Raw genomic sequence first — 13493 nt, forward strand, 5'->3', positions numbered from 1 at the left:
CGGACCCGGAGTGTGGGGAAGCGCGATATTGTAGCCCGTTGCGGCCCTGATTGTCAGCGGCCAGCGGGATTCAGCGTGCCGCCAGCGCGGCTTCCGCGGCTTCCAGGGTGTTCTGCATCAGCGTGGCCACGGTCATCGGCCCCACCCCGCCCGGTACGGGCGTGATCCAGCTGGCCCGCGCGGCGGCGGCGTCGAAGCCCACGTCGCCCACCAGGCGCCCGTCGTCGAGCCGGTTGATGCCCACGTCGATGACCACCGCGCCCGGCTTGACCCACTGCCCCGGAATCAGTCCCGGCCGGCCCACCGCCACTACCAGGATATCGGCGTCGCGGACCCGCGCTTCCAGCACGTCCGGCGGGGTGAACTTGTGGCAGCTGGTCACCGTGCAGCCGGCGATCAGCAGTTCCAGCGCCATCGGCCGGCCGACGTGGTTGCTGACGCCCACGATGGTGGCGTTCTGGCCGCGCACCGGCCGGTCGGTGTAGGCCAGCAGGGTGGTGATGCCGCGCGGCGTGCACGGGCGCAGGCCGAACTGGCGCAGGGCCAGGTGGCCGACGTTGGCCGGATGGAAACCGTCCACGTCCTTGCGTGGGTCGATGCGCTCGATCAGCCGGCTGGCGTCGGGGATGCCCGGGAGCGGCAATTGCACCAGGATGCCGTGGATCTTCGGATCCGCGTTCAACTGGTCGATCAGCGCCAGCAGTTGCGCCTCGCTGGTGCCTGCGGGCAAATCGTAGTCGTAGGCGTGGATGCCGACCTTTTCCGCCGCCCGGCGCTTGTTGCGCACGTACACGGTGGACGCGGGATCGCCGCCCACCAGCACCACCGCCAGCCCCGGCCGGTCGCCGCCCGCGGCCAGGCGTGCGTCCACCCTCGCCTTCAGTTCGTCGAGCAGGTTTTCGGCAACGCGGCGGCCGTCCAGGATTCGGGCAGTCATCGGGATCGGAGGGGATCGGAGCGGTGTAGAGTCCGCATATTCTCCCCGATTCCGGCATTCCTGTGTGAGCGGCGACGCGGCCGCCCCGCGGAGACGCCACCACAGGAACCCGCATGAACGACACCACCGCCATCGAAGCCGCCGCCTTCCGCCGCCTGCTCCAGCACCTGAACGAGCAGCGCCCGGACGTGCAGAACATCGATCTGATGATCCTGGCCGGCTTCTGCCGCAACTGCCTGGCCGACTGGTACCGGGAGGCCGCCACCGAGCACGGACAGCCGATGGACAAGGAGCAGGCGCGCGAGCGCGTCTATGGCATGCCGTTCGCCGAATGGAAAGCGCGCCACCAGCCGGAGGCCACGCCGGAGCAGCTGGCGGCGTTCGAGGCCGCCAGGAAGCGGCATGGCTGACGCGCGGAGGCGCCGCATGTGGCCGTGGCTGGCCCTCGCCGCCCTGCCCCCGCTGCTCTGGTTGGCACTGTGCGCCGGCATGTACGCGCAGCAGCGCCATTTCATCTATTTCCCGCAGGCCACGCGCACGCCGGTTGCCGGCACCGATTTCGAACTGCGGCGCGGCGATCTGACCCTGCACGGATGGCACCTGCATCCCGGCCAGGCCGACGCGCTGATCTACTTCGGCGGCAATGCCGAGCGCGTGCAGGACAACGCCGCCGATTTCGACCGTGCGCTGCCGGACTGGAGCGTCTACCTGCTGCCTTATCGCGGCTATGGTCCCAATGCCGGTACTCCGGACGAAGCCACGCTGGTGGCCGACGCGCTGGCCCTCCATGACGAAGTCCGCAAACGTCATCCGAACGGCCGCATCGCGGTGATCGGGCGAAGTCTCGGCAGCGGCATCGCGGTACAGGTCGCGGCGCGGCGGCCGGTCGATCGGCTGGTGCTGGTCACGCCCTTCGACAGCCTCGCCGCGGTCGCCGGCACGCACTACCCCTGGTTGCCGGTGCGCTGGCTGCTGCGTGATCGCTACGAGTCGGTCCATCACCTGCCCGCGCATCGGGGCGAATGGCTGCTGCTGCGCGCCGGGCACGATGCCGTGGTGCCGCCCGCGCACACGGACCGGCTGATCGCGGCGGCAGCGACCCCGCCGCGCGTGATCGCATTCGCCGATGCGGGACACGATGATCTGTCCGCATCGCCGCGCTACTGGTCGGGCATTGCCGATTTCCTGCGTGAAGGCTCGCAGGCCCCCATGCGCCGGGAAACTACTCCTCTTCCTCTTCGCCGATGACCTGCGCGGCCTCGTCGTTGAGCGCCCGCGCCTCGCGCCGGGGCGGCGTGAACGGCGTGGGGCTCGGCTTGAACGGCTGGTTGCCGCGCATCAGCGGGATGCCGGCGCGCACATCGCCCGCGGCGATTTCCAGTTCGAACCGCTCGGCGTCCAGCCGACGGACTTCCGCGGCGATCTCGGCGGCTTCGTCCTCCGGCACGCCCAACTGGATCAGGGCCGCTTCGCCGAAGTTCACGGCGGACTCGAAGGTCTCGCGGATCTGGTAATCGACGCCAGCGGCGACCAGCGCCAGCGAATGCTCGCGATCGAACGAACGCACCAGCAGCTTGGCCTGCGGAAACTCCTGCCGGGCCAGTTCGACAATCCGGCTGGCCGACTCGCGCTTGTCGATGCAGACCGCGATGGCACGGGCGCTGTCGGCTCCGGAAGCATGCAGCACATCCAGGCGGGTGCCGTCCCCGTAGTAGATCTTGAAGCCGAATTCCTCGGCACTGCGGATCATCTCGATGTCGTTGTCGATGATGGTCACGTCCACGTCGCGCGCCAGCAGCGACTGGCTCATCACCTGGCCGAAGCGGCCGAAGCCGATGATCAGCACGCTGCCGCTCAGGCCTTCGGCCTTGTCCACGCCTTCCAGGTTGGCCTGGGTCTTGGGCGCGAAGCGGCGGAACAAGGTGGCGAACAACGGTGTCAGCGCCATCGACAGGACGACGATCGCGGTCAGGTTGGCGGCGATCTCCGCATCGATGACATGCGCCGCGGCGGCGGCGCCGAACAGCACGAAGGCGAACTCGCCGCCCTGCGCCATGACCACCGCGCGGTCCAGCGCTTCGGCATGGCAGGTCCGGGTCAACCGCGCGACCACGTAGATGGCGATGGCCTTGACCAGCATCATCGCCAGCACTGCGCTCAGGATCAGCGGCCAATGGCCCCATACCACGCCCAGGTCCAGGGCCATGCCGACGCCGAGGAAGAACAGGCCCAGCAGGATGCCGCGGAAAGGCTCGATGTCCGCCTCGATCTGGTGGCGGAAGGTGGATTCGGACAGCAGCACGCCGGCCAGGAACGCGCCCATCGCCATCGACAGGCCGCCCAGTTGCATCAGCAGCGCCGCGCCCAGCACCACCAGCAGCGCGGCCGCGGTCATCACTTCGCGCGCACGCGCCGCCGCCAGGATCCGGAACAGCGGGTTGAGCAGCCAGATGCCGGCCGCAACCAGTCCGGCCACCGAGGCCGCCGCGATACCGATACCGATCCAGCGGGATTCGCCGCCACGGGCAGCGACGTCCGGCGACATCAGCGCGACCACCGCCAGCAGCGGAACGATCAGCAGGTCCTCGAACAGCAGGATCGACACGATGCGCTGTCCGCGTGGCAGCGCTATGTCGCCACGCTCGCCCAGCAACTGCATGACCACCGCGGTGGAGGTCAGCACGAAGCCCATCGCGCCGATGAAGGACACCGGCAACGAATACCCGAACGCCAGCCCCACGCCGGTCAGCGCGACGCCGCAGGCCAGGATCTGCAACGTGCCGAGTCCGAAGATCTCGCCGCGCAGGCTCCACAAATGCGAGGGCCGCATCTCCAGACCGATCACGAACAGGAACATCACCACGCCCAGTTCGGCGACGTGGAGGATGGCCTGTGCGTCGGAGAACCAGCCCAGCCCGAACGGACCGATCAGCAGGCCGGCGGCGAGGTAGCCGAGCACGGAGCCCAGGCCGAGGCGACGGAAGATCGGCACGGCGACGACGGCCGCGCCCAGCAGGGCGACGACCTTGACCAGGTCGCTGGTGGTGGATTCGACTGACATGGCAACCAGTCTAGCGTCACCCGCCCCTGCCTGGCATCGCGATCAACCCATCGCGCTCAGGCTTCGGACGCCTGCCCGCGCATCCTGCCCTTGCGCAGCGCCCGTGTTTCCCAGATCGCCACCATCATCATCACCAGGGTCGTGCCGATGCCCAGCGACAGCGCGGATGGATGTGCCAGCGCGGCCCAGCCCCCCATCAGCGCCAACAGGACCAGTCCGGTCAGATGCGAAAGCGGCGGGAAACGGCGCTCACTAGTGAGCCATTTGAACACCGCATTGCCGCTCAGGTAGAGCACGGGACCGCCCAGGATCGCGACGATCCCCGCCGGCGAGGCGTGCTCCGGATGTACCAGCACCAGTTCGTCGGCCACCGCGCAGACGATGATGCCCGCGACGATCAGCAGGTGCGTATAGGTGTATGCCACCCGCGCCAGGCGACCGGGATCCTCGGAATGGGCGATGCGGTGACTGGCATGTTCCGCGCCCGAGTCGAAGTACACCCACCACATCGCCACGCTGCCCAGGAAGGCGGCCAGGAAGGCGGCCATGGTCACCGGTGTCAAGGCCAGGCCGGCAAAGGTGGCGCCGGTGACCAGCAACGACTCGCCCAACGCGATGATCACGAACAGCATGCAGCGTTCGGCCAGGTGCGCACCGTCCACGTCCCAGTCGCTGGTCCGCGACCGCCCCAGGCCCGGCACCTGGAAATACAGCGCGGGCGCCAAGTACTCGATGCCCAGGGCGATGATCCAGCAGATCAGCCGCTGCTCGCCTTCCAGCATGCCGCCGGCAAGCCAGAACGCGCCAGACAGCAATAGCCACAGGCTCATTCGCAGGAAGTTGTCGCGCTGCTCCCGATGTCCGCGAAAGGCGTGCACCATGAACAGCGAGCGTCCCACCTGCATGATCGCGAACAGCAGTCCGAATGCCAGCCCCGCCGCGCCGAATGCCTGCGGAATCGACGAGGACAGCACCAGCCCGCCCAGCATCAGCGCGAACAGCAACAACCGCACCGCGGTCGTATCCGGATTCAGCCAGTTGGTGCACCACGAAGTGAAGATCCACAGCCACCAGACCGCCAGGAACAGCACCGATGTCCGCAGGAACCCGCCCAGATCCAGATGCTCGAGCAGGGTGTGCGACAGCTGGGTCACCGCGAACACGAACACCAGATCGAAGAACAGTTCGGTCATCGAGACCTTGCCGCTGTCCCGCTGGCCACGCGTGCGCAGCCATGACCCGTTCGTTTCCATGCGGCGCGGCCTCGATGGGTTCAGTGGGGACGCGTGCGCAGCCACCACGCCAGTGCCGCGGCGACGGGCACGGCATAGATGAGCAACTGGATGGGCAGTTCCTCGCCCAGCGAGTAGCCATGCGACAGGCCGGTGCGCAGGTTCCAGCCCACCACGCCCAGCCAGGCCAGCGCGAAACCGCCGGCCCACAGCCCCCGCTTGGCGGCCGGCGCGAAATGCATGGCCAACGTGGCCAGCACCAGTCCCAGCACGATCAGGATCAGCGTACGCATCCCGTTCCCCTTCGAAGTGGAGATTGTCGTGACCGGCCGTGGCGTCCGCCAGGCCCCCACGGCGCGAACATAACCCAAGGTCCACCGCCGCGCCACGGCCGGGGCGGCGGACCTTGTCGGCGCGTCAACGCGTGGTGTAGCCGCCGTTGGCGAAGATCGTCTGGCCGGTGATCCACCAGCCGTCGGTGACCAGGAAGCGCACGATCGGAGCGATGTCCCCGATATCGGTCAGGCCCTTCTTCGAGTAGGCGCTGAGCGCCGCCGCGGTGCTGTGGTAGGCGGTGGACTCGGCGGTTTCCTGGCCGTAGAAGAACGGCGTGTCCATCGGTCCCGGGCCGATCGCGTTCACCGAGATGCCGCGTGCGCCGAATTCCTTGGAGGCGGCGCGGGTGTAGTGTTCCACCGGCGCCTTGCTGCCCGGATAGACCGCATAGAACGGGGTATAGGCGGCCAGCAACGAACTGACGATGGTGACGATCTTGCCGCCGTCCGACAGCGACTTGCCGGCCTGCTGGATGAAGAAGAAGGCCGCTTTCGAGTTGGCGGCGAAACTGCGGTCGTAGTCGTCTTCCGTGACCTCCAGGATCGGCTTCTTGATGACCACGCCAGCGGTATTGACCGCGATGTCCGCGCGACCGAAGTGCTGCACGGCGCGCTCGAACAGTTCGACATTGTTGCCGACCACCGACAGATCGCCCTGGAACAGGATGGCATCGGTGCCGCCGGCTTTCAGCTCGTTGGCCGTGCGCTCGGCGTCGGCGCGGGAAGCATCGCTGTTGTAGTGGATGACGATGCCCGCTGCGCCCGCTTCCGCGAACTGGCGGGCAATCAGGGCGCCCAGGTTCTTGCCGCCGCCGGCGATCACGGCGACCTTGCCTTGCAGGGAATGGCTCATGACGTGCTCCAGGAGTGAGGGGAGCCGGCAGTTTGAATTCTCGGATTTCTCTGATAAACAGAGCGGAATCTCAAAGTCTTTTCGGCGCGACCGAACAATCGATCATGGACCTGCTCCAATCCCTGGCGATCTTCCAGCGCGTGGCCGAGACCGGCAGCTTCACCCGCGCCGCTGACGGCCTGGGCCTGGCGACCTCTTCGGTGTCCGCCGCCATCCAGAAACTGGAGGAGCGGCTGGGCGTGAGCCTGTTCCAGCGCACCACCCGCCGGGTCCGCCTGACCGGCGAGGGCGAACTGCTGTACGAACGCGCCGGCCGCCTGCTCTCGGAGGCCACCGAGGTCGATGGCCTGTTCCGCGCCGAACAGCCGCCCGAAGGGCTGCTGCGGGTGGAGGTGCCGGCGCGCATCGCCCGCCGCCTGATTGCGCCGGCGCTGCCCGACTTCCTGCGCCGCTACCCGGATGTCCGCCTGGAACTGGGCAGCACTGACAAGTTCAGCGATCTGCTGGAGGAAGGCATCGACTGCGTGCTGCGGGTGGGCGAATCAGGTGAGCAGGATCTGGCCAGCCGCCCACTGGGCCGGTTGCCGCAGACCACCTGCGCCAGCCCCGCATTGCTGGCCGAACACGGCATGCCCACCGATCTGCAAGGACTGGCCCTGTTGCCCGCGGTCCATTTCGGCCGCGTCGCCGCAGGCAAGCCGGAACTCTGGGAGTACCTCGACGACCGGCACGGGCGCACGCACGAGCTGGCCATGCATGGACGCGTGGCGGTGAGCAACGCGGAGGCCTACATCGCCTGCTGCCTGGCCGGGCTGGGCGTCATCCAGGTACCGCGCTACGACGTGGCGCACCTGATTGCGCGCGGCGAACTGCGGGAAATCCTCATCCCCGGCTTCCAGCCGCCCAGCCTGCCGATCGCGGTGCTGTATCCCCCGCGCCGGCGCCAGTCACGGCTGCTGCGGCTGTTCGTCGACTGGCTGGAGTCGCAGATTTCGCCGCATGCCCAGCCGCCCTCCTCTTCCGGTTACACCCGTTGAACCCGCGGCGCCATCGCGCTATCGCGGTGGTGCGCGATCACCCCACCCCGCAGAACCTGGCGTAGTCGATGTAGCCGGGGAACGCCACGCCGGGCGCACAGACCGGGCAATGCGGATCGGCGCGCAGACGGGTCTCGCGGAACCGCATGCCGAGCGCATCGAAATGCAGCAGCCGCCCGCTCAGCGGTTCGCCCGCGCCCAGCAGCAGCTTGATCACCTCGGTGGCCTGGAGCAGTCCGATGACCCCCGGCAGGACGCCGAGCACGCCGGCCTCGGCGCAGTTGGGGGCGAATTCCGGCGGTGGCGGTTCCGGGAACAGGCAGCGGTAGCACGGCGCCTGTCCGCGATGGCGGCCCGCATCGAACACGCTCACCTGCCCCTCGAAACGTTGCACCGCGCCGTAGACGAGCGGCTTGCCCAGCTTCACGCAGGCGTCGTTGAGCAGATAGCGCACCGGGAAGTTGTCGGCGCCGTCCAGCACCACGTCCACGCCTTCCAGCAGGCGCTCGACGTTGGCCGAAGTGACCCGTTCCTGCACCGCTTCAATCCGGGTGCCGGGATTGAGCGCGTTGAGCGTGGCCTGCGCGGAATCGACCTTGGCCTGGCCGATGCGCGCCTCGGTATGGAGAATCTGCCGCTGCAGGTTGCTGCGATCGACGACGTCATCGTCGGCGATGCGCAGGTGGCCGATGCCGGCCGCAGCCAGGTAATAACCGGCCGGCGAGCCCAGGCCCCCGGCCCCGATCATCAGTACCCGCGCCTCGCGCAGGCGACGCTGCCCTTCCACCCCGACTTCCGGCAACAGCAGGTGGCGCGAGTAGCGGTCGTAGAAATCGGCGGCTTCCGCGTCGAGTTGCGGCTTGACCACCGGCAACCCATCGGCGATCCAGCGACTGGTTCCGCCGGCGACCGACAGCAATCGCGCATAGCCGGCCGCCTGCAACGACCTGGCCGCATCCATCGAGCGACCGCCGCGCTGGCAGATCAGCACGACCTCGCGTTGCGGATCGGGAAGATGGCGGGACGGGTCGGCCAGCAGGTCGCCCTTGGCCACGCCGATGGCGCCTTCGGCCTGGCCGCCCACCCGCTCGTGTTCCTCGCGCACGTCGATGAAGACGGCGCCGTGGGACAGATGTTCGCGCACCTGTGCCGGGGTGATTTCACGGATGTCCATGCGCGGATTATCGCGCAGTTCGCCGACGCCGGCGTCCGCGCCGGTCAGTACGGCAGGATTTCCACCACGTCGTCCACGGCGTACTCGCGCTCGCCTTCCGGCAGCACGATCAGCGCGTTGCTGTCGGCGGCGCCACGCAGTCGATGCGAGGCATCGGCGGCGTTCGGAACCACGCGCAGCACCCCATCCGCATCCGGTTGCAGCCGGCCTCGCAGGAACTCGTGGCGAACATGGTTTTTCCGCCAGGGCGCAGCCAGTCGCGCATGCCAGCGTGGCCGGGCTTCGCTTCGACCTTGCAGGCCGTCCAGCAGCGGAACGCCCAGCGCAAGGAAGGTCGCCAGCACCGAGACCGGATTGCCCGGCAACGACAGGAATACCGCCTGTTCCCGTTCGCCGAACAGGACCGGCATGCCCGGCTTCATCCGCACCCTCCAGAAATGGATCCGCCCGCTGCCGGCGAGGAAACCGGGCAGGAAATCCTTCTCGCCGGCGGAAACCCCGCCGCAGGTCAGCACGACATCGAATGCCGACGCGGCGTCTTCCAACTGGCTGCGGACCCGTTCGGGGTCGTCCGGCAGGGTCGGCCACGCGGTCGGTTCGAGTCCTTGCTGACGGAGCAATCCCATCAGCAGTTCGCGATTGCTGTTGTAGATGCGCCCCGGCGGCAGCGGCATCCCCGGTTCGACCAGTTCATCGCCGGTGGTGAACACCGCCACCGTCGGCCGTCGCCTCACCGCGACATCCGCGATGCCCAGGGCCGCCAGCAGGCTGGCCCGGACCGGGCTCAGCACCTGTCCCGCGGCCAGGATCGGTTCCCCGGCCGCGACATCCTCGCCCGCGCGCCGGATGTCCGCTCCCACGACCGGCACATCCGCCAGTTCAATCCACCCGCCGTCCTCACGGACATCTTCCTTGATGACGACCATGTCCGCGTCGGCCGGCAGCGCCGCGCCAGTGGTGATGCGGACGCAGGTGCCCGCGGCGATCGCCGCATCACCCAGGCCGGCACCGGCGTATTGTTCGCCGGCGATGCGCAGGCGCGGCGGCTGTCCGGCGCCGGCAAGATCGGCATGACGCAGCGCGAATCCGTCCATCCGGCTGTTGTCGAATGGCGGCAGCGCGATGGGCGCGGTGATGGGTTCCGCCAGGATCCGGCCTTCGGCGCGGCGGACCGGGACGCGTTCGGCCCCGAGCGCACGCGCCATGGCCACCGTGCGGACGATCGCCAGCGCTTCATCGAACGCGAGCCGGCCGGGAATGTCCGCAGGCATGCCGGGAATGGCCTACTTGCCGCGCTTGACGTGCCGGATCAACCGGCGCTTGCGCGCGATCTGGCGATCGGTCAGCTCGTTCTTCTTGCCCTCGTAAGGGTTGGTGCCTTCCTTGAACACGAACCGCACCGGCGTGCCGACCAGCTTGAAGCGTTTGCGGAAGAAGTTCTCCAGATAGCGCTTGTACGAATCCGGCAACACCTTCAGGCGGGTGCCGTGGACGACGAAGGTCGGTGGATTGCTGCCGCCCGGATGCACGTAGCGCAGCTTGGAGACATGGCCGCGGATGCTCGGCGGCGGATTGGACTCGTATGCCACCTCCAGCGCCTTGTTGATCTCGCTGGTGGCGAATTCGCGGGTGGCCGAGGCATGCGCGCGATGGATGGCACGGAACAGTTCGCGCAGGCCGGAACCGTGCTTGGCGGAAATGCGCACCGCCTCGGCCCATTCGACGAAATTCAGCTTGCGCGACAGCAGGGCTTCGGCCTGCTCGCGCTGGTAGGTGGTCAGCCCGTCCCACTTGTTGATCGCCACGACCAGCGCGCGGCCGGCGTCGAGGATGGCGCCCAGCACGCTGGCATCCTGATCGGTGACGCCTTCGCTGGCGTCCAGCAACAGCACCGCGACCTGGCACTGCTCGATGGCCTGCAGGGTCTTGACCACGCTGAACTTCTCGACCGCCTCGTCGACGCGCGACTTGCGGCGCAGGCCGGCGGTGTCCACCAGCCGGTACTGGCGCCCGTCGCGCTCCAGGTCCACCGCGATCGAATCGCGGGTGGTCCCCGGAACCTCGGAAGCGATCATCCGCTCCTCGCCCAGCAGGCGGTTGACCAGGGTCGACTTGCCCACGTTGGGACGGCCAACGAACGCCACCCGCATCCGGTTGGGATCGTTGTCGAGGGTTTCGGCTTCGCCCTCTTCCGGCAATCGCTCCAACACCTGTTCGAGCAGATCATCGATGCCCTGCCGGTGCGCGGCGGAGATCGTCATCACGTCATCGAAGCCGTAGCGGGCGAACTCGGCGCGCGCACCCGGTTCGTCCACACCGTCGATCTTGTTGATTACCAGCAGGGTCGGCCGTGCCGCCTTGCGCAACCAGCGCAGGATGTCATCGTCCAGCGCCGACGGCCCCTCGCGGCCATCGACGATGAAAAGCACCAGATCCGCCTCCTCGGCCGCCGCGCGCGCCTGCCGCGCGGTCGCTCCGGCCAGGCCTTCTTCCTCACCGGCGATGCCGCCGGTATCGACCACCACGAAGGACTGCTCCGCATCGGGTCGGCAGACGCCGTAGTGGCGGTCGCGGGTCACGCCCGGCTGGTCGTGGACCAGGGCGTCGCGGCTGCGGGTCAGCGCATTGAACAGCGTCGATTTACCGACATTGGGACGGCCCACCAGGGCGACGAGCGGAAGCATGGATTGAACCGGAAAAGGATGGGAAGGCAGGAATACGGGGATGAAGGGCGGCGGGGCCGAAGCCTTCCGGCTCCTGCCGGGCCGGTTCCGCATGATGCCGAGCCGGCCCGGAAAAGGGAACTCGTAAACGAAAAGCGGCCCGGTGCATTCGCTCCGGACCGCCCTGGTTCGGCACCGCGCTGGCTTACTTGAAGCGGAACGCGGTCAGCTCGCCCTCGACGTTCTGGATGAGCAGGATGCCGTCGGCCACCACCGGCTTGGCGCGGATGGCCTTGCCGCCGGCGCGCGCGCGCGCGGCTTCCTCGCCATTGTCGAGCTTCAGCCAATGCACGTAGCCGTCGAAATCACCCACCACCGCAAAGTCGCCATGAATCGACGGCGCGGTCAGCGAGCGACGGAGCATTTTCGGGTTGGACCAGGTGGCGTTGCCGCTGTAGCGGTCCAGGCCCCACACCGTGCCGCCCTGATCGGCGACAACGACATGGCTGCTGGTCACGCCCAGGCCACCCGGGCCACCGTTGTCACGCTGCCACAGCGGCCGCCCGCTGGGACCCTCGATGGCGACGGTTTCCTTCTTGTAGCTGGTGGCGAACAGGGTGGTGCCGTCCAGTACCGGCGGACCGTCGACGTCCGCCATGCGATCCAGCTCGCTGCGACCATCCGGGCTGCCCACGGTCTGGCTCCAGACCTGGCGACCATCACGCAGCGACAGCGCCGCGACCGTGCCGTCGTCGTTGCCGACGAACACCACGCCCGGCCCCAGCGTCACCGGCGCATTGCCACGCACGGTCAGGCTGGGCAGTTCGCTGGTCCAGAACCAGCGGCGTTCGCCGCTGGCGGCGTCGAACGCGCTCACCCGGCCGTCATTGGTTCGCACCAGCACATAGCCCTGGCCGATCGCCGGTGCCGTGATGACCTCGTTGGGCACCTTGGCGCGCCACTTTTCGGTGCCGTTGCTGGCGTCCAGCGCGATCACGCGGCCGTCCAGCGTGCCGATCACGACCAGCCCGTCGCCCGCGCCGGGACCGCCGGAGAAGCGCCATTCGATCTTGCGCTTGGCCGCCTTCTTGGCCAGCTTGGCGGCTTCCTTGCGGGCGCGCTTGGCGGCCTTGGTTTCCTCTTCGCCCTGCGCCGGTTCCTCGGCGACCTGATCGGGCTGGGCGGCATCGCCGGCCCGGGTCTTCTCCGGCTTGAAATGCCAGACTTCCTTGCCGGTCTGCAGGTCGAGCGCACGCACGCCGCCTTCGACGGCGGCCGCATATACCCGGCCATCGGCGACCACGGGTGCCTGCTGCAGGCCCAGGCGATCCTCGCCCTTGCCCACGTTGGCGCTCCAGACCTTGGCCACTTCCACCGACGGGGTGAACTCGACCAGTTCGGCCGGCTCGGTCGGCTTCTCGTCCTTCTTGTTTCCGCCGAACCAGCCCTTGATGGTGCTGCAGCCCGACAGGACCAGCACCAGTGCCGCCACCGCCAGCAACCGCTTGCCCGTTGCGTTCCTCGCCATCATGCAGACTCTCCGGTCTTCGGCGGAGTGCCGCCCGCGTCGGTCAGTTTCAGTTCCACCAGGCGGCGCTGCGGCGAGGCCACGTCGAGACTGGTCAGCGCCTTGGTATAGGCATCGCGCGCCTCGGCCTGCTTGCCGCCGGCCATCAGCGCGTCGCCACGGATCTCCAGGCTGGTCGAATCCTTGGCATCGGCCAGCAGCTTCAAGGCCTCATCGTGCTTGCCGGCGTCCACCAGCAGTCGCGCCAGCCGCTGCTGGACAATGGCATGAAGGGAGGAATCGGCCTGGATCGCCCGCAACGTGGTGATGGCGGCATCGCGTTGTCCGGCGTCCACCTGGGCCTTGGCCAGCTGCAGCGCGGCCAGGTCGCCATAGACCCCGTCCTTGCCGCCCAGCGAGGCGACCGCCGCTTCGGCCTTCTTCAGATCGTTGGCGGCAATGCCGTCGATCGCCTTCTCGTAATTCAGGTTGGCCTGCTCGTCCTGCTGCTGGCGGTTCTTCTGCCACCACTGGCCGCCGAAAATCACCGCCAGTCCCAGCGCGACGCCACCAATCAATCCGGCGCCATTGTTCCTCAGCCAACTGCGGACGCGTTCGCCCTGTTCGTGCTCGTCGAGCAGATCATCAATCGCCATGCGTACTCTCGCCCCGTCCGAGCGGGGTCTTGATTTTG

13 protein-coding genes are annotated in these 13493 nt (G+C 68.2%); 3 read left to right on the forward strand and 10 right to left on the reverse strand.

Annotation, left to right across the window (positions count from 1 at the left end; all coding sequences use genetic code 11):
• Positions 1–70: 70 nt before the first annotated feature.
• Positions 71–937 carry a bifunctional methylenetetrahydrofolate dehydrogenase/methenyltetrahydrofolate cyclohydrolase FolD gene (gene folD / locus ACTJI2_RS05535; RefSeq protein WP_192198705.1) on the reverse strand — a complete coding sequence of 289 codons (867 nt, stop codon included), beginning with the start codon at positions 935–937 and terminating at the stop codon, positions 71–73.
• A 113-nt stretch (positions 938–1050) separates the two neighbouring features.
• Here folD and ACTJI2_RS05540 point away from each other — a divergent pair, with 113 nt between their 5' ends.
• Positions 1051–1347 carry a DUF1244 domain-containing protein gene (locus ACTJI2_RS05540; protein WP_192198706.1) on the forward strand — a complete coding sequence of 99 codons (297 nt, stop codon included), beginning with the start codon at positions 1051–1053 and terminating at the stop codon, positions 1345–1347.
• A gap of 16 nt (positions 1348–1363) precedes the next feature.
• Positions 1364–2185, forward strand: coding sequence for an alpha/beta hydrolase (locus ACTJI2_RS05545; RefSeq protein WP_440841391.1), 822 nt, complete (start codon positions 1364–1366; stop codon positions 2183–2185).
• Here ACTJI2_RS05545 and ACTJI2_RS05550 read toward each other — a convergent pair.
• From ACTJI2_RS05550 to ACTJI2_RS05565, 4 genes are all read right to left on the reverse strand, one after another.
• Positions 2160–3998, reverse strand: a complete 1839-nt coding sequence (locus ACTJI2_RS05550; protein WP_203322454.1) for a monovalent cation:proton antiporter-2 (CPA2) family protein — start codon at positions 3996–3998, stop codon at positions 2160–2162. The two genes, ACTJI2_RS05545 and ACTJI2_RS05550, sit on opposite strands and share 26 nt — an antisense overlap.
• Before the next feature lie 56 nt (positions 3999–4054).
• The gene (locus ACTJI2_RS05555; protein WP_440841392.1) at positions 4055–5251 is read right to left on the reverse strand and encodes a low temperature requirement protein A; all 1197 of its coding nucleotides are present in this window, start codon (positions 5249–5251) and stop codon (positions 4055–4057) included.
• Positions 5252–5271: 20 nt separating this feature from the next.
• Positions 5272–5523 (reverse strand): hypothetical protein, encoded by a 252-nt coding sequence (locus tag ACTJI2_RS05560; RefSeq protein ID WP_192198710.1) that lies wholly within the window; start codon positions 5521–5523, stop codon positions 5272–5274.
• A gap of 124 nt (positions 5524–5647) precedes the next feature.
• Complete coding sequence (locus tag ACTJI2_RS05565) at positions 5648–6418, reverse strand: SDR family oxidoreductase (protein WP_203322451.1); 771 nt, start codon at positions 6416–6418, stop codon at positions 5648–5650.
• Positions 6419–6522: 104 nt separating this feature from the next.
• Between ACTJI2_RS05565 and ACTJI2_RS05570 the strand changes: the two genes are divergently transcribed.
• Complete coding sequence (locus tag ACTJI2_RS05570) at positions 6523–7455, forward strand: LysR substrate-binding domain-containing protein (protein ID WP_440841393.1); 933 nt, start codon at positions 6523–6525, stop codon at positions 7453–7455.
• A gap of 37 nt (positions 7456–7492) precedes the next feature.
• On the opposite strand, the gene moeB is transcribed toward ACTJI2_RS05570, so the two are convergent.
• From moeB to ACTJI2_RS05595, 5 genes are all read right to left on the reverse strand, one after another.
• Complete coding sequence (gene moeB, locus ACTJI2_RS05575; RefSeq protein WP_192198712.1) at positions 7493–8629, reverse strand: molybdopterin-synthase adenylyltransferase MoeB; 1137 nt, start codon at positions 8627–8629, stop codon at positions 7493–7495.
• A gap of 44 nt (positions 8630–8673) precedes the next feature.
• Entirely contained in the window at positions 8674–9900 is a 1227-nt protein-coding gene (locus tag ACTJI2_RS05580) for a molybdopterin molybdotransferase MoeA (protein WP_440841394.1), read from the reverse strand.
• Positions 9901–9912: 12 nt separating this feature from the next.
• Positions 9913–11313 (reverse strand): ribosome biogenesis GTPase Der, encoded by a 1401-nt coding sequence (der, locus tag ACTJI2_RS05585; protein ID WP_141452686.1) that lies wholly within the window; start codon positions 11311–11313, stop codon positions 9913–9915.
• 184 nt (positions 11314–11497) lie between these two features.
• A complete protein-coding gene (gene bamB, locus ACTJI2_RS05590) occupies positions 11498–12823 on the reverse strand; it encodes an outer membrane protein assembly factor BamB (RefSeq protein WP_183636723.1) in 1326 nt (441 codons plus the stop codon).
• A complete protein-coding gene (locus ACTJI2_RS05595; protein ID WP_192198716.1) occupies positions 12820–13455 on the reverse strand; it encodes a YfgM family protein in 636 nt (211 codons plus the stop codon). The genes bamB and ACTJI2_RS05595 overlap by 4 nt, the downstream gene beginning before the upstream one ends.
• Positions 13456–13493: the final 38 nt, after the last annotated feature.

The sequence above is a fragment of the Pseudoxanthomonas sp. 22568 genome, assembly GCF_052044485.1.
GTDB lineage: Bacteria > Pseudomonadota > Gammaproteobacteria > Xanthomonadales > Xanthomonadaceae > Pseudoxanthomonas_A > Pseudoxanthomonas_A beigongshangi.